The 14951-nt window shown below is 47.4% G+C and carries 19 protein-coding genes; 10 read left to right on the forward strand and 9 right to left on the reverse strand.

Translation table 11 applies throughout. The features are described from left to right. Positions 1-168 precede the first annotated feature (168 nt). The 5 genes from NHN17_RS03315 to NHN17_RS03335 all read right to left on the reverse strand — a co-directional run bounded on the left by NHN17_RS03315 (position 169) and on the right by NHN17_RS03335 (position 3077). Complete coding sequence (locus NHN17_RS03315; protein ID WP_255040709.1) at positions 169-396, reverse strand: DUF2897 family protein; 228 nt, start codon at positions 394-396, stop codon at positions 169-171. Then, positions 397-1107: a M15 family metallopeptidase gene (locus NHN17_RS03320; protein ID WP_255040710.1), complete on the reverse strand. Its 711-nt coding sequence runs from the start codon at positions 1105-1107 to the stop codon at positions 397-399. Continuing rightward, a complete protein-coding gene (dapE, locus tag NHN17_RS03325; protein ID WP_255040711.1) occupies positions 1107-2237 on the reverse strand; it encodes a succinyl-diaminopimelate desuccinylase in 1131 nt (376 codons plus the stop codon). The genes NHN17_RS03320 and dapE overlap by 1 nt, the downstream gene beginning before the upstream one ends. Positions 2238-2251: 14 nt before the next feature. Continuing rightward, positions 2252-2605: an ArsC family reductase gene (locus tag NHN17_RS03330; protein WP_255040712.1), complete on the reverse strand. Its 354-nt coding sequence runs from the start codon at positions 2603-2605 to the stop codon at positions 2252-2254. 73 nt (positions 2606-2678) lie between these two features. Next, positions 2679-3077, reverse strand: a complete 399-nt coding sequence (locus NHN17_RS03335; RefSeq protein ID WP_255040713.1) for an MAPEG family protein — start codon at positions 3075-3077, stop codon at positions 2679-2681. Positions 3078-3415: 338 nt separating this feature from the next. Here NHN17_RS03335 and NHN17_RS03340 point away from each other — a divergent pair, with 338 nt between their 5' ends. Then, the gene (locus NHN17_RS03340) at positions 3416-3697 is read left to right on the forward strand and encodes a winged helix-turn-helix domain-containing protein (RefSeq protein ID WP_107350603.1); all 282 of its coding nucleotides are present in this window, start codon (positions 3416-3418) and stop codon (positions 3695-3697) included. Positions 3698-3852: 155 nt separating this feature from the next. Here NHN17_RS03340 and NHN17_RS03345 read toward each other — a convergent pair whose 3' ends face one another. Continuing rightward, positions 3853-4479 carry a response regulator gene (locus tag NHN17_RS03345; RefSeq protein WP_255040714.1) on the reverse strand — a complete coding sequence of 209 codons (627 nt, stop codon included), beginning with the start codon at positions 4477-4479 and terminating at the stop codon, positions 3853-3855. A 4-nt stretch (positions 4480-4483) separates the two neighbouring features. Further along, positions 4484-6181: a nitrate/nitrite two-component system sensor histidine kinase NarQ gene (narQ, locus tag NHN17_RS03350; protein WP_255040715.1), complete on the reverse strand. Its 1698-nt coding sequence runs from the start codon at positions 6179-6181 to the stop codon at positions 4484-4486. Positions 6182-6564: 383 nt separating this feature from the next. Between narQ and napF the strand changes: the two genes are divergently transcribed. The 6 genes from napF to NHN17_RS03380 all read left to right on the forward strand — a co-directional run bounded on the left by napF (position 6565) and on the right by NHN17_RS03380 (position 11129). Continuing rightward, positions 6565-7056 (forward strand): ferredoxin-type protein NapF, encoded by a 492-nt coding sequence (napF, locus tag NHN17_RS03355; protein ID WP_255040716.1) that lies wholly within the window; start codon positions 6565-6567, stop codon positions 7054-7056. Positions 7057-7058: 2 nt separating this feature from the next. Next, entirely contained in the window at positions 7059-7331 is a 273-nt protein-coding gene (locus tag NHN17_RS03360; RefSeq protein ID WP_255040717.1) for a chaperone NapD, read from the forward strand. Then, positions 7328-9814, forward strand: a complete 2487-nt coding sequence (gene napA / locus NHN17_RS03365) for a periplasmic nitrate reductase subunit alpha (RefSeq protein WP_255040718.1) — start codon at positions 7328-7330, stop codon at positions 9812-9814. Before NHN17_RS03360 ends, napA begins: the two co-directional genes overlap by 4 nt. 88 nt (positions 9815-9902) lie before the next feature. Further along, entirely contained in the window at positions 9903-10370 is a 468-nt protein-coding gene (locus tag NHN17_RS03370) for a nitrate reductase cytochrome c-type subunit (RefSeq protein ID WP_255040719.1), read from the forward strand. Between the two features lie 26 nt (positions 10371-10396). Beyond that, entirely contained in the window at positions 10397-10972 is a 576-nt protein-coding gene (locus NHN17_RS03375) for a NapC/NirT family cytochrome c (RefSeq protein WP_255040720.1), read from the forward strand. Between the two features lie 19 nt (positions 10973-10991). After that, entirely contained in the window at positions 10992-11129 is a 138-nt protein-coding gene (locus NHN17_RS03380) for a TIGR02808 family protein (RefSeq protein WP_255040721.1), read from the forward strand. Between the two features lie 210 nt (positions 11130-11339). Here the strand turns inward: NHN17_RS03380 and NHN17_RS03385 are convergent, their stop codons facing one another. After that, positions 11340-11804, reverse strand: coding sequence for a DUF1499 domain-containing protein (locus NHN17_RS03385; RefSeq protein WP_373689536.1), 465 nt, complete (start codon positions 11802-11804; stop codon positions 11340-11342). 19 nt (positions 11805-11823) lie between these two features. After that, positions 11824-12174, reverse strand: coding sequence for a DUF2956 domain-containing protein (locus tag NHN17_RS03390; protein WP_255040722.1), 351 nt, complete (start codon positions 12172-12174; stop codon positions 11824-11826). Between the two features lie 496 nt (positions 12175-12670). On the opposite strand from NHN17_RS03390, the gene NHN17_RS03395 reads away from it, so the two are divergent. From NHN17_RS03395 to NHN17_RS03405, 3 genes are all read left to right on the forward strand, one after another. Further along, positions 12671-13132 (forward strand): DUF2919 domain-containing protein, encoded by a 462-nt coding sequence (locus NHN17_RS03395; protein WP_255040723.1) that lies wholly within the window; start codon positions 12671-12673, stop codon positions 13130-13132. Between the two features lie 5 nt (positions 13133-13137). Further along, complete coding sequence (locus NHN17_RS03400; RefSeq protein ID WP_255040724.1) at positions 13138-13548, forward strand: hypothetical protein; 411 nt, start codon at positions 13138-13140, stop codon at positions 13546-13548. 331 nt (positions 13549-13879) lie between these two features. Next, positions 13880-14776 carry a Dyp-type peroxidase gene (locus NHN17_RS03405; RefSeq protein ID WP_255040725.1) on the forward strand — a complete coding sequence of 299 codons (897 nt, stop codon included), beginning with the start codon at positions 13880-13882 and terminating at the stop codon, positions 14774-14776. Positions 14777-14951 lie beyond the last annotated feature (175 nt).

Consider the following 14951-nt stretch of genomic DNA (forward strand, 5'->3'; position numbering starts at 1 on the left):
TCATTGCTACTAAGGCAGTGCAGAAATTTATATGGTGAAGTGCTTCCGTATTAATACCAATCTGGATAAGTAATTGATCTATTTATTACGTAGGAAAAATGGTTGGTATAAAGCCAAGAGTTGACTGATAGAGATATAAAAAAACGAGAGCGTGATGCTCTCGTTTTTTTATATGTGGTTTTTGAGGTTTTTTAAATCTTGGTTTTTGTCGTTGGCGGTTTGTTTTTCGATTAGCTCGTCGAGCTCTTGCTCACGCCGACTCTTATCGTACATGTATTTGACTTTGTCCTTGTAGCCAAATTTCATGTTAGCGGTGTATTTCAGCGCTGCAATATTACCAACTACCACGCTGACGACGATGATGCTAATAACCCACGGGTTGAGTAGCCATTCCATTTACACCTCACAGATATTCTCTATGTACTTACTATAGAGACTATCAAGGTTTTCCAGTATGTGCGACTTTCCTGCAAGCTCTGATTGGCTAAGTGTGCGCTTGAGCAGATCTGGTGTGAGCTGTGAAAGTAAATATTCGCTCACGGGAAAGTAGCTAATATGCCAAGGCTCACACGCAACGCCACCGCGATCGTCGGCATAGGGAAGATAGAAGCCAAAGTCGGCCATATTGGTTGCTAGCCATTGGCTGAACTCAGCTTGGTGGCCACCTTTCGCGTACTCCCAAGGCTCGAGCTGCAGCTGTGTATCTTTGGGTAAGCAGTTTGCCGCGTACACATCGATATCGGTTCCCCAGTGGTGGCGGCTAGCGCCGGGCAGGGCTGACCAGCGCATGATGGCGTGGATTTTCTCAAGTGCATCGAGGGTAGCAGGATCAAGCGGCTGGCTATTGCTATCGAGCAGTGGCTGCTTGCCGGAAAACTTGTTGTTCCAAATCAGCAATTGGCGCTCAAAAGGGCGGAAGGCACTGGCAAGCTGAAGGTCAAATCCTGCTTGATTGGCCGCTTCCTTTAGTGCCTGAAAGGCCGGGAGCATTTTCTGGTGGACATAAGGGTGCCCGCCAGTTGGGTTTAATGAGACCAGATGGCTGGTCTCTTGCCCGGTAAGTTGCCCGGCGGTATGCTGCCGGGCTTTGCTTGGGTGGTTAACCATTAAAGGGCTTTTTCCATCACTTTCTGGTACATATCGGTGAGTTTTTCCAGATCAGCGACCTTCACACATTCATTCACTTTGTGGATGGTGGCGTTGACGGGACCAAGCTCAATAACTTGCGCACCGGTGCGGGCGATGAAACGGCCGTCAGACGTACCGCCAGTGGTTAGTAGCTCAGGTTTTTTATGGTTCACTTCTTCTATCGCTTCGACCACAGCGTCAAGCAGGGTGCCTTCATCGGTGAGGAACGGGTGACCACTGAAGGTCCAAGCGAGATCGTAATCTAGGCCGTGAGCATCAAGCACAGAGTGGACCTTGCGCTTAATATCATCGACAGTCAGTTCGGTACTGAACCGGAAATTGAACTGAACGTGGAACTCGCCCGGGATCACATTCGAAGCGCCGGTCCCTGCAGATAAGTTGGCGATTTGGAAGCTCGTCGGCGGGAAGTAGGCATTGCCATTGTCCCACGTTGTTGCAGCCAGCTCGGCCAGTGCAGGCATTGCACGGTGAACCGGGTTATCGGCAAGGTGTGGATAGGCAACATGGCCTTGGGTACCTTTGATATTGATATCACCAGTGATAGAACCACGACGGCCATTTTTGACCACATCACCGACAGCATGGGTGCTTGATGGCTCACCGACAATGCACATATCGATTTTTTCATTACGGGCTTCCAGCGTATCAATGACGCGGGTGGTTCCATTAATGAAAGGCCCTTCCTCGTCCGAGGTGATTAGCAAAGCGATAGAGCCTTTGTGATCAGGGTTTTCGGCCAGGAAGCGCTCGATGGCCACAATGATACAGGCCAGCGAGCCTTTCATATCGGCTGCGCCGCGGCCATGCAGGTAGCCATCGATGATGGTTGGCTCGAAAGGCGCGGTATGCCATTTATCGAGGTTACCCGCAGGCACGACATCTGTATGGCCAGCAAAGACAAACAGTGGTGCTTCGGTGCCGCGGCGGGCCCAAAGGTTGGTGGTATCTTCAAACACCATGGTTTCGATTTTAAAGCCGAGTTTTTCCAGGCGTTCAATCATAACGTCCTGGCAGCCAGCATCTTCAGGGGTCACTGACTGGCGGCTGATAAAGTCTTTCGCCAGGGCGAGAACCGGGCTATCTGACATCCTTGTATCCTTCCTTAGTTCGTTTGGAAAATTTCTTGGTACTGGGCAGGCTTGAAGCCCAAGTGGTAGCTGTTGTTGTGAACCAACAGCGGGCGTTTGATCATGGCTGGGTATTCCAGCATTAACTCAATCGCGCTTTGCTGGTTCAGGCCGGCTTTATGCTCGTCGGTTAGCTGGCGGTAAGTGGTACCGCGCTTGTTGACCATGGCTTCCCAGCCCAGCTCGGTTTCAAACTGCTCGAGCATGCCACGGTCAAGGCCGTCGACACGGTAGTCATGGAAGGTATATTCAATATTTTCGGCTTCAAGCCACTTCTTCATTTTTTTGATGGTGTCGCAATTTTTGATGCCGTAAGCAATTGTACTCATAGTTATTCTGGCTGACTTGTTTTGTGAACTTGGTCTCTCTTTATAGCGGGATTAGGCGGGGGGTGCAATGGCTTCAGCCGCCGTAGCTGATAGCCAGTTTTATCAGCCACATATTGGCCAAGATCCCAAGGACAAAAACGATAGTACGCCATGGGCTGAGTTTGAAAGCATAGCAAATAAAATAGAGCACCCGGCTGATGATAAATAAGTAGGCGGGCAGGGCCGATTCATGGGCTGGTACACCTGAGAGCTGGGCAATAAAAACACAGCTCGAGAAGACCGATAGGATTTCCCAGCCATTAGCCTGGGCTGCTTTTACTCTGGCAGCCGCTCCGGTGAGTTCGCGGTCTTGGATGCGTGGCTGGTTGATATTGAGTTTACCGGTCTGGCGGACCGTCAACCAGCCACCAATACCCGCCAGTAAATAGTTAATCAGTATCATGACGATAATGCACCAGAAGGCTGGGGTCATAGTTGCTCCTTTGTAGGCGGGTGTAGGGGCGATTGGCGAAAGTATAGAAGACAAGATGAAGTATGGATAATGATAAGTGTGAGAATGCATACCTGGCCATGACAAAAAAGTGCTTGCCAAGTTGTGATACAGCGCTGAATAGAGTACTTTTGTGTGATATTTCAAGTTGTTGTTTAAACATGTATTTTTTGTTTCCGGAATGACAAGGTCTTGAATATTGAGACCTAGATCACCGAAAATAACGACCAATACAGGGAAATCCTCCCTCATATTGATCAAACTCAACACCCTTTGGGCAGAAGTCGGAATAATGAAAACCTTAAATTATGGAGGTCTCAATGGAATTGAATCCGGTTTTTGCCCGTCGTCTTTATCTTGCTTTGCTTGTTGAGCAGCTAGATCGTCCCAATGTTCCTAAGCTGATTGAAATTACCGGTTGGCCACGTCGTACCATTCAGGATGTACTTAAAGCCTTACCAGGGTTTGGCATTGAATTGGCTTTTGTCCAAGATGGCAAGCGCCATAACGATGGCTACTATCAGCTCAGTGATTGGGGGCCGTTTGATGTTAGCTGGGTTGAATCGAAAGAAAGGGATATTATCTCTTCAGTATCGTGTTAATAAAAAAACCGCATTCGTGCGGTTTTTTTATTACTTAGTGCTTTCACAATAATAAGCGTTACCAATCAAGTTCACTGAACTCGAGAAGCCCGGAGGGCTGTATAGCGAGACTTGGTTGGCACCCAAAGTGTGGGGGCAGGGTCCCGCTTTGCCCATTATTGCCCCTGAGATTCCAGGTAAAGCACCGTGGCGGCTGTTCTTGATTTCACTTGGAGTTTTTTCAACAAACTCTTCATGTGCACCTTAACGGTTGCTTCTGAGATGAAGAGGTTATCGGCTATTTGTTTGTTGCGATATCCTCTTGCCACCTCTTTTAGGATCTGCATTTCCCGATCAGTCAGGGTATCAAGCAGGGAATCTTGTTCGGTGTTGTCGGCTAGGTACTCGCGGACCAAATCACTGAAGGCTTGACCACCGCACATTGCCTGTTTCAGTAAGGCAATCAGTTGATCGGGTTCGGTATCTTTCAGAAGATAGCCGTCGGCACCGGCATTGACCAATGCTTTAACATCTGAGCGGCTGTCAGACACCGTCAGCACGACAATGCGTGCTTGGATCCCTTCTGCACGCATGGCATTGAGGGTATCGAGGCCGGACATACCCTTCATGTTCAGGTCAAGCAGGATAAGATCGGGATCTTTTTCCTGAGCAAGTAACACCGCATCTGCACCGTTGCTCGCTTCACCAATTATCTCGAAATCATTTTCAAAGCTAAGAAGCTGGCTGATCCCCCTGCGCATTAAGGGGTGATCATCAACAATCATAATTTTCCAACACGTCATAATTTTATCCTTGGGGCTCAGGTTGAAATTGAAGGGTGACTTCGCAACCAGTCCCCTTGGTTGTATTGATTTCCAGTGTACCGTATAGGCGTGAAGCCCGTTCGGTCATAATTGCTAGGCCGTAATGATTGAGCTTTTCATTAGCCGGGTCAAAGCCTATTCCATCATCACTGATATTAATCGTTACGGTATCCAACTCTTGTTGGCAGGTAACAATGATTTCGTCAGCCTGTGCATGCTTAATCGCATTAAGTACAGCCTCCCTGATTAACTGCAGCAGGTGTACTTGGTGGTGGGCATCCAAACTGAGTGATGAGAGTTGGTTATCAATAATCAGTAACGCATTACTTTGCTCTTCCAATGGTTTTAGCATTTCTACTAGTGCTTCACCAAAATTCGCTTCTTTGATTGTGAGGCGGAAGGTGCTAAGTAATTCTCGAAGCTGGGTGTAAGCGCCTGAAAGGCCTTGATCTATATCACTGATGATCGCCATGGTCTGTTTCTGATCACCTTGCCCAAGTTGCCTTTTTAGTAGGGTGACTTGGATTTTAAGGTAAGACAGTGATTGTGCCAAAGAATCATGCAACTCACGGGCAATCGTAGCACGCTCTTCCATCAATAATAACTGCTCAGATTGCTTTTGCGCCCGGTTATAGTAGATCCCACGGGCTAGCGTACGGGACAGGTTGTCAATCAAGTTTTTATCAGGGCAAGGCAGGGTGTCTTGCCACCACAACTGGCCGAGTACTTGGCCGTCTAGCTCAAGATCATGGTAATGCCAGTTATTGCCAGACGGCTCGCCTGCAATAATTTCGGTGTTGTTACCACTGCTTTCTTCGATGATCAACTTGGCGGCGGTTAGCCCTTCAATATCAAGCAGGGTATCGAGCATGACCGCAAAGTTTTTTGTGCTGAGGCGGCTTCGGGATAATTCCTGCGAGCAGTCATACAGGACCTGAAGCGAATCATTGGCTTGGCGCAGGCGGCGGGTTTTTTCATCGACTTTCATCTCCAGGTTGCGATATAGCTTGCCGAGCTCTGCCGCCATGGTGGTGAAGGTACCGGCTAAGATCCCCAGCTCATTATCACTTTTGACATCGAGGATGAGTTCGAATTTCCCTTCCTGTATTTGTTCGCTGGCAGTGACCATTTGATTGAGAGGGGTCACGATCTTGCGCTGGGTGTAATGAATGGTGAACAGAGCCGCAATCAGAATCAAACTCAAGCCAAGTCCCCCCACGACCGACAGCACCTGCAACTTGATGATAGAGAATTCTTGTAACTCATAGACAAATTGATCGATCCGGTCGACAAAATTGACAACTTCGCTGAGAAATAGTTGTTCATTGCCATTGTGTAGCAAGGGGTGCAAATCTTCCCAACGGCCAATTAAATTGTAGTAGTGCATCTTGATATTGGTCGGTACCGTCCAATGTTCGAGTGCAGCCATGGATGGCGAGAACAAGGACTTCTCGAACATATCTAAATGGGCTTCTAGGTGGTGAGATTGGGTCTGGATATCATAGGCTAACCGGTAGCTTTGCATCCTTAATGAACCAGAGACATTAACCGCTTCAGCATCATTTAAGCTAGACGCTAGGGTCAGCAGGGCAAAACTGGTTGTGACCACAGAAAGAAGCAAGATTGCTAGCATGGTTCTAGCAATCGTAGTAGTGACGGGCTTTAGAGGCCTATTTTTCACAAATTTTCCTTTTAAATCGTTATCTTAAAGATAAAGAGAAAGCGTTTTTTCTTTTTATTTCTGGTCTATGTTTAATGGATGAGCGGGTAATTTTAATGCTATCGGGGTAAATATTAGCTGCCCAAAAGAAAAATTGGCTTTTCTATATTGAGAGGGCACGCATTTGAATTTATTGATCCAAGACAAATTTAGCCCCTAATTAGCCCTTACTAGGTATTTAAGCATTTATTACGGGATTTACACTTGTCGTATAAAAAAATGACAGCTTGTGATTATTTGTTGTAAATCATTCAAGCGGTTTATTGGTACACCTTGCTTTTATAGCCAAGCTGCCGCCCGTAATCACTATTTTTATTAATAATATTTTACGAAGGACTGAGTCAATGTTTGATCGTTCCCGTCGTCGGTTAATGACACGGCGTCGCAAGCCTGACCTGCAGCGAATGCCCTGGGTGGTGGATGAAGAGACGTTCACCGATACCTGTACCCGGTGCAACAAGTGTATCAACGCGTGTGAAACACAGATTATTGCCAAAGGCGACGGTGGTTTTCCTGCTGTCGACTTTCAGCGTGGTGAATGCACATTTTGTTACCGCTGTGCCGAGGCTTGTCCCGAGCCCTTATTCCAGCCGAAATCAGAGCAGCCATGGCCTTTGGTGGCGCAAGTTAATGAGGGTTGCCTTGCCCACCGGAATATTGAGTGCCGAAGCTGCGGCGATGCATGTGAGGTAATGGCTATCCGGTTTCGGTTGCAAGTGGGCGGTGTCGCTCGGCCAGAACTGGATACGTCAGCCTGTACAGGATGTGGTGCATGTGTGTCGGTATGCCCGGCATCAGCGATCATTATGGTGAATCACAAAAACGAAGAGAATTAACGATGGCATTACAAGAAGTACACATTTCCAGCTTGGTTGTTCATGTAAAGCCGGAGTATCTGACCTCTGTGAAAGAGCAGATCGTAGCAATGCCGAATGCAGAAATATACGGCGACAGTGAAGAAGGTAAGATTATCGTGGTTCTGGAAACTGAAAATCAGGGCTATGTGACTGACACAATAGATAAAATTAATAACTTAGAACACGTTTTAACCACGTTTTTAGTGTATCACCAAATCGAACAGTTCGACTCGCAATCTGAGGAAGATTCATGAAAATGACAAGACGCGCGTTTGTGAAAGCAAACGCCGCTGCATCGGCAGCAGCTGTGGCGGGGATCTCGTTGCCAGCATCAGCAACTAACTTAATCGTTAGTTCTGACGAAACCAAAATTAAGTGGGATAAAGCGCCTTGTCGTTTTTGTGGTACGGGTTGTTCAGTACTTGTCGGTACGCAGAATGGTCGCGTTGTGGCAACTCAGGGTGATCCTGAAGCACCAGTCAACAAGGGCTTGAACTGTATTAAAGGTTACTTCCTGTCGAAGATCATGTACGGCAAGGATCGTCTACAAACGCCAATGCTGCGTATGCAGAATGGTAAATATGCTAAAGACGGCGATTTCCAGCCAGTATCTTGGGATCAAGCATTCGATGTGATGGCTGAGAAGTGGAAAGAAGCACTGAAGAAACACGGTCCTTCTGGCGTCGGTATGTTCGGTTCAGGCCAATGGACGGTAATGGAAGGCTACGCGGCATCGAAAATGATGAAGGCGGGTTTCCGTTCTAACAACATTGACCCGAATGCACGCCACTGTATGGCGTCTGCGGTAGTTGGCTTCATGCGTACTTTTGGTATCGATGAGCCGATGGGCTGTTACGACGATTTCGAAAATGCTGACTCCTTTGTGCTTTGGGGCTCTAACATGGCGGAAATGCACCCAGTGCTATGGACTCGCCTGACTGACCGTCGCCTAAGCAACCCACATGTTAAAGTGAATGTGTTATCGACGTATTACCACCGTTCGTTTGAACTTGCAGACAACGGCATGATCTTCGAACCACAGACCGACCTTGCGATTGCAAACTTCATCGCGAACTACATCATCCAGAATGATGCGGTTAACTGGGCGTTTGTGAACAAGCACACCAACTTCAAGCGTGCTGAAACCGATATCGGCTATGGTCTGCGTGATGAACATCCACTGCAGCAGAAAGCGAAACATGCTAACTCGGGTGCGATGCATGCGATGACATTCGACGAGTATAAAGCCTCTGTTGCTGAATACACGGTAGAAAAAGCCTCTGAGATGTCAGGTGTTTCACAAGAGAAGCTGATTGAGTTGGCGAAACAATACGCCGATCCAAAGACCAAAGTGATGTCATTGTGGACCATGGGCATGAACCAACACACCCGTGGTGTGTGGATGAACAGCCTTGTTTATAACATTCACTTGCTAACCGGTAAGATCTCTCAGCCTGGTAACAGCCCATTCTCGCTAACGGGTCAGCCATCTGCGTGCGGTACTGCGCGTGAAGTGGGTACGTTTGCCCACCGTCTTCCTGCTGACATGGTGGTTGCAAATCCTAAGCACCGTGCGATTGCAGAGAAAATTTGGAAACTGCCGGAAGGCACTATTCCGCCAAAACCAGGCTATCACGCCGTACAGCATGACCGTATGTTGAAAGACGGTAAGATGAACGCTTACTGGGTAATGTGTAACAACAATATGCAGGCTGGTCCGAACATTAACGAAGAGCGTCTGCCGGGTTACCGTAACCCAGATAACTTTATTGTATGTTCTGATCCGTACCCAACGGCAACAGCTCAAGCGGCTGATCTTGTTCTGCCAACCGCAATGTGGGTAGAGAAAGAAGGTGCTTACGGTAACGCAGAGCGCCGTACTCAGGTTTGGTATCAGCAGGTAGAAACGCAAGGTGAATCTAAATCTGACCTTTGGCAGATCATGGAGTTCTCCAAGCGTTTCACCGTTGAAGAAGTATGGGGTGAAGAGCTAGTTGCGAAAGCACCACAGTACCGCGGCAAGACCATGTACGACATGCTGTTCAAAAATGGCCAGATCGATAAGTTCCCACTTTCTGATGCGCAGTCATTGAACGATGATGCCAAAGCACAAGGCTTCTACGTTCAGAAAGGCTTGTTCGAAGAGTATGCCGCGTTCGGTCGCGGTAAAGCGCACGATTTAGCACCATACGACACCTACCATCAGGTTCGTGGTCTGCGCTGGCCAGTTGTTGATGGCAAAGAGACCAAGTGGCGTTTCTCTGAGGGCCATGACTCATACGTACCAGCAGGTGAAGGTTTCCGTTTCTACGGCCACAACGATGGCAAGGCAAATATCATCTTTGCACCGTTTGAGCCTGCCCCGGAAGTGCCTGATGCAGAATACGACCTATGGATGTCGACCGGTCGTGTTCTTGAGCATTGGCATACCGGTACCATGACTCGTCGTGTCCCTGAGCTATACAAAGCGGTTCCGGATGCACTGTGCTACTTGCACCCGGATGATGCTGAATCTCGCGGTCTGCGTCGCGGTGATGAAGTGCTAGTTACCTCTCGCCGTGGTGAAGTACGTTGTCGCGTTGAGACCCGTGGCCGTAACCGCCCGCCAGTGGGCTTGGTATTTATCCCATTCTTTGATGCCCGTATTTTGGTGAACAAGTTGATTCTGGATGCAACCGATCCGCTTTCGAAGCAGACCGACTTCAAGAAGTGCCCTGTGAAAATCACCAAAGTATAAATAGCAATAAATTGAATAGGTTGGCTGTCTGACATTATGCCGGACAGCCCTACCTTGACCTGAGTTTAGCCTGTAGGCGGAGAATACAATGAAACGATTAGTCGTAGCAGTAATGGCACTAGGCATGGTGCTGGCTGGTGCTGTGCATAGTGCAGAAGAGTTGCAAAACCCTGGTGGTATCGGTGGCCTAGAGTCATTGCGTGGTGCAAGCGAGCTGGAAGCTACCCGTGCTGCGGATCCAATGAAGCGCTACCCTCGTGATCAAGGTACGATCGACAGCGATTACGTGTACCAACCGCCGTTGGTACCGCACACGATCCGTAATTACGAAGTGTCAAAGAATGCCAACAAATGTCTGGCTTGTCATAGCTGGAAAAATGCCAATGAAATGGGCGCAACCAAGATCAGCGTGACGCATTACCAGTCACCACGTGAAGGGCAGGTATTGTCCGATGTATCACCGGCTCGTTACTTCTGTCTTCAGTGTCATGTGCCACAAGCGGATGCGAAGCCGTTGGTTGAGAATGATTTTGAGCGTGTCGACGCACTGCGTTAATTAGCCAGTTTAAAGAGAGGCTATCAATGAAAATGTTAAAAACCTTTTGGCGTAGGTTTTCCTCACCAAGTAAGGTCGCAGTGGGTCTGGTGCTCTTTATGGGCTTTATGGGCGGCTTGTTGTTCTGGGGCGCGTTCAATACCGGTATGGAAGCCACGAACACCGAAGAATTCTGTGCTGGTTGTCACGCACCGATCGTGAAAGAGATCCGTGAAACGGTTCACTTTGCTAATCGCTCGGGGGTTCGTGCAATTTGTTCAGACTGCCACGTTCCGCATAATTGGACCGATAAAATTGTTCGTAAGGTTCAGGCATCAAAAGAGCTGGTGGCTCATGCGATGGGGACAATTGATACTCAAGAGAAATTCGAAGAGCGGCGGGGTTATCTTGCAAACCGGGAATGGCACAGGATGAAAGAAAATGATTCGCAGGAGTGTCGTAACTGTCACGAATTCGAATACATGGATTTCTCCGAGCAGGGTAGCCGCAGTGCGAAGCAGCACTCAACGGCCCTAGCGTCAGGTGATAAGACCTGTGTCGATTGTCATAAGGGTATTGCTCATAAACTGCCTGATATGAAAGACATTGAAGGTTGGCAGTAAGCCCGGATAAGGAGAAACAATGAGTACATTAGAATCTATCTTCTGGCATGTACTGGGCTATGCGGCCATGCCTGTTATTATCCTGTCTGGCTTCGCGGCTGTAGCGGTGATTTGTATCATGCTACTGTCGTTGTTAGGTAAGGATAAGAATATCTAGAGGCGTATCCTGCCTTCGGTAAATGAAAGCCATGCCGCTCAGCATGGCTTTTGCATTTCTCCCCCCGAACTGCAAGTAGTACCAACCTACATAAATATTTGATCAGCCTTGCTGGTTAAAATCGCTGTTCTCTGTGTTAGATATTTTGTAATTAGAGCCACTAGTTACTGTAATATCTGCCTTGATAACAACGATTTATCTGTTAAGTTTTTAGTTAAGGGTTAAGTACCCTTCTTTCTCCAGCATCACCCGAAAGCTATCTGCGCGGTCTCGGTTAACCCCGAAATCGGAATAACCGGTACGGGATTCAGAGCGAACAATGAGTTGGTTGGCTTGTTTTCGGACTTCGAAATCATCAACAAACCGGAAGATTTTGCTGGTACATTCCACCCGAAAATAATCGTCTTTCTTTGTGGCGAGGGAGGCTCCTGGAAGAGACAGCGCCAGCTGTTCAATGTGTTCCCATTGCTCAAGGCCCTTGTGGCTAAGTTCAAACGGTGCCAAGTTGTGCGCTTCTCGGGTATCGACGGTACTGACGCAGTTAGGCTTTTCGCCGCAAGGCTGGTTTACCTCTATTGTTGCATATTCAGAAGCAGAGTCTGGGCTACCGCATCCAACCAACATTCCTAACATGGCCACTAAGGGAATAAAGCGAAAACGATGTTGTTCAATCATCCATGAATCCTTGTGAGATTTAACCGAGTTGAAGGTAACCAATGAAGCCTAGCCAAGAGGCAAGCAACAACAACCACGGGAGCCAGTGTTGTTTACTCTCGACGATCTCTTGCCGCGATTCTGTCGTTTCTACAGTCGTGGGCTCAATGTCTTGGCCTCTATCCCTAGTTTGCTTCTTGCGTAGCTTATCGCGTTCACGGGCTTTAGCTTTTTGCTGTTTTTTGTATTGCTCAATACCGTGCTGGATCCCTTGGGCAATGAGTTTAGTTTGCTCTTTGTTTTGTCCTGGTTTTTGGGTTGCACGAGCTATTTTCATTGCTTCTGCTTGGGTTTCTGGGGACGGTAACCCCTGAGTTTTCTTGTTCACCATTGTTAATCCGACCATCATTTTCTTTTGCCGAATTATACCGCTGATAACATTAATTCGCACACTTCGGAAACTTATATCCATCAAAAGTGGTAGGAATCTTACATCAGTTGAATGAAAATCGAACAAGGATTAAATTGCATCAATATCTATTAAGGTTATGAATTTTAATGTTTATTAAGGTTTAGCTTAGCTAATCGAGAATAATTATTCCTGATGTGACTTTTGTAATAAAACTAGAAATTTCACGGATTTCATCCGGTAAAACGTGATCATAACTGCAAGTTCAATATCCAAACAGTGCGTTGAACCACATAATTTGCCTCTACGGGTAGCGGTTGTGACCAGATCGATTAATGTGTGCTTAGTGCTGAATAGTGTTGTTATATCGGCCCCGGTTATACAATTATGCCCGTAATAGCCACAGAAGACGTTGGTTATTGAAATATTAAGGGAAAACCTCCATTGCATATTAAGCAGTGAGGAGCGGGGAAAGTAAGTGTTATATCCGATAGAAACGTACGACAAGCATGGCTTGTTGAAACCATCAGCCATGCTGTGGCTTTGCTGGTTGTTCAGTGCCAAGGGATGGGTCATTTTTGTCATGGCGGGTGCAAGTCGCCAGCAAGGTGCCCAGATCTTGGAAGTTTTGTATCCCTTGCGAGATAACTTATATCTGGCAATGCTGTTGGGACTCCCTGCACTTATCTATATGTGGCTGGCCGGTTACCGACACAAAAATAATAAATTAATAAATTTGGTCTGGCAGCACGGGAAAGGGATCCTACTGCTGACCTATACAACAGATTGTGTTTTGCAAATGTATCAGCTGATGTTGACCCATGGGGCCTTCAGTTGGACCCGAGCGGTCAGCCTGCTGCTGACATTCTGGCTTGGTGGATACCTGCTTAGAAGCTCTAGGGTCAGAAATACATTTGCGGACAAGCCCGTAGAGAGGTAAGTACAATGAGTGATTGGGGTAAAGGGTTAGTGCTGTTCAGCGCACTGCTAAGCCCGTTAGCCATGGCCGATTGGCTATTAGATGTAAATTTTGAACTAACGGGCGCAACAGGTAGCACTCAGTCAGTGAATACCTCGCTGTCATTACTGCCAGGAGAAGAAACAGTCTTTTTTGGTAGTAATATCGATAATGAAGATAGTCGTCGAGAATTAGTCGGCAGCGCCGAGCTGTTGGAAGTCTCCGCGGAAGAAGTGAAGATCGCGTTCAAGGTTCAGGAGCGGCTTGATGACGGCGGCTGGCGAACACTGGTGTCGCCAACAATATCTACTGGTTTGAATGTCCCAACAAAGTTTGAAGGGCTTGATAACGGTGGTGATCAGCAAGTGAAGCTTCAAGTTGAAGTGACGTCGGTATAAGCGCTAGACGTTACCTTGATATTTTTAAAAACCCGCAATCGCGGGTTTTTTGCTGCCTGTAGGTTTGAAATACGTAGACTAAACGGCAGTATCTAGCACTGTGCCACTGCCTGTCCCCTTATCAGCGTTATTATATCCCGCAAGGGTGAGAGAGCGAAAAGTATGACATTGTAATCGTTGATATAACCGTTGGTGATATGTGCTCTACGCGATTGATTTTCCTTGTGTAAGTCTGCTCTGCTGACAATGATCAATTTTCCTTGTTGTATTCTCGTTATACTCTGATCAGAATAATGCTGTATCAGCAAGGATAATAAGTTAGGAGAAAAATATGGCTACGGCGCAACCTTTGATTTTGCCTGAAGCAGGACCATTCGCATTGTATGTTGTCATGAAGGCAACGGGTGACAACAAGGCGCTTATTGAGCGCTGCCAGCAAGTTCATACATTGGTCGATGAGATAAACAGTCAGCAGCCGGATGCTGAACTTCGTGCCAGTATTGCCTTCGGCAAGACATTCTGGGCATCCCTGGAAAAGGGGCTGCCTGCAGATTTTGACGACTTTGAAGCATTAGGTGAGGGCCAGGTTACGGCACCAGCCACAGGTGGTGATGTATTGCTGCATCTTAATTCAAGCCGTCATGATTTGAATTTCTACCTGCTACGTCAATTTATTTCGCCTATCGCCGAGCATGTGGAAATCATGGATGAAACCTACGGTTTCAAATATCTTGATTCGCGCGATATGACTGATTTCGTTGATGGGACCGAGAACCCTAAAACGCTAGAAGCACGTCAGGATGTTGCACTGATCAAAGAGGGAGACTTCGCTGGTGGCAGCTTTGTGATGTTACAGCGTTTTGTGCATAACCTACCGGCTTGGAATCGCTTGAATATACAGGCGCAGGAAAAAGTAGTCGGTCGTACTAAGCCTGATTCTATTGAACTGGAAGATGTACCTGCTGCATCACACGTTGGACGTGTTGATATTAAAGAAGAAGGCAAGGGGCTGAAGATAGTTCGCCATAGCTTGCCATATGGCTCTGTAAGCGGCGATCACGGCTTGTTGTTCATTGCATATTGTCATACTCAGCATAACTTCAAAGTGATGCTGGAGAGCATGTACGGCCACACAGACGGTAAAACCGATCAGTTGTTGCGTTTCACTACAGCAGTAACCGGTGCGTACTTCTTCGCACCATCGGTAGAAGTGCTTAACTCTTTGTAAGAGTGGCTGTAGGCCATGGGCGCTGGGCCAGAGGTAAAGCTTGGTGCTTGGGAATATGAAAGATAGGAGGTAATGTTTGTATTGCCTCCTATTTTTATTATTTATTATTTATTGGATCATATGGGCTTCTCATGGATAACATCTCGTTCCAAACATCCAAAGCAGTGCCAAGCAA

Source organism: Photobacterium pectinilyticum (assembly GCF_024357955.1).
In the GTDB taxonomy this organism is placed as follows: domain Bacteria; phylum Pseudomonadota; class Gammaproteobacteria; order Enterobacterales; family Vibrionaceae; genus Photobacterium; species Photobacterium pectinilyticum.

What these genes read in the sequence shown, in the direction of transcription:
- napF (WP_255040716.1), top strand. Translation starts at nt 6,565, where the DNA reads ATGTTTGATCGTTCCCGTCGTCGGTTAATGACACGGCGTCGCAAGCCT.
- NHN17_RS03330 (WP_255040712.1), bottom strand. Translation starts at nt 2,605, where the DNA reads ATGAGTACAATTGCTTACGGCATCAAAAATTGCGACACCATCAAAAAA.
- NHN17_RS03360 (WP_255040717.1), top strand. Translation starts at nt 7,059, where the DNA reads ATGGCATTACAAGAAGTACACATTTCCAGCTTGGTTGTTCATGTAAAG.
- NHN17_RS03375 (WP_255040720.1), top strand. Translation starts at nt 10,397, where the DNA reads ATGAAAATGTTAAAAACCTTTTGGCGTAGGTTTTCCTCACCAAGTAAG.
- NHN17_RS03405 (WP_255040725.1), top strand. Translation starts at nt 13,880, where the DNA reads ATGGCTACGGCGCAACCTTTGATTTTGCCTGAAGCAGGACCATTCGCA.
- napA (WP_255040718.1), top strand. Translation starts at nt 7,328, where the DNA reads ATGAAAATGACAAGACGCGCGTTTGTGAAAGCAAACGCCGCTGCATCG.
- NHN17_RS03340 (WP_107350603.1), top strand. Translation starts at nt 3,416, where the DNA reads ATGGAATTGAATCCGGTTTTTGCCCGTCGTCTTTATCTTGCTTTGCTT.
- NHN17_RS03370 (WP_255040719.1), top strand. Translation starts at nt 9,903, where the DNA reads ATGAAACGATTAGTCGTAGCAGTAATGGCACTAGGCATGGTGCTGGCT.
- NHN17_RS03380 (WP_255040721.1), top strand. Translation starts at nt 10,992, where the DNA reads ATGAGTACATTAGAATCTATCTTCTGGCATGTACTGGGCTATGCGGCC.
- NHN17_RS03390 (WP_255040722.1), bottom strand. Translation starts at nt 12,174, where the DNA reads ATGGTGAACAAGAAAACTCAGGGGTTACCGTCCCCAGAAACCCAAGCA.
- NHN17_RS03345 (WP_255040714.1), bottom strand. Translation starts at nt 4,479, where the DNA reads ATGACGTGTTGGAAAATTATGATTGTTGATGATCACCCCTTAATGCGC.
- NHN17_RS03315 (WP_255040709.1), bottom strand. Translation starts at nt 396, where the DNA reads ATGGAATGGCTACTCAACCCGTGGGTTATTAGCATCATCGTCGTCAGC.
- NHN17_RS03335 (WP_255040713.1), bottom strand. Translation starts at nt 3,077, where the DNA reads ATGACCCCAGCCTTCTGGTGCATTATCGTCATGATACTGATTAACTAT.
- NHN17_RS03320 (WP_255040710.1), bottom strand. Translation starts at nt 1,107, where the DNA reads ATGGTTAACCACCCAAGCAAAGCCCGGCAGCATACCGCCGGGCAACTT.
- NHN17_RS03385 (WP_373689536.1), bottom strand. Translation starts at nt 11,804, where the DNA reads ATGATTGAACAACATCGTTTTCGCTTTATTCCCTTAGTGGCCATGTTA.
- dapE (WP_255040711.1), bottom strand. Translation starts at nt 2,237, where the DNA reads ATGTCAGATAGCCCGGTTCTCGCCCTGGCGAAAGACTTTATCAGCCGC.
- NHN17_RS03400 (WP_255040724.1), top strand. Translation starts at nt 13,138, where the DNA reads ATGAGTGATTGGGGTAAAGGGTTAGTGCTGTTCAGCGCACTGCTAAGC.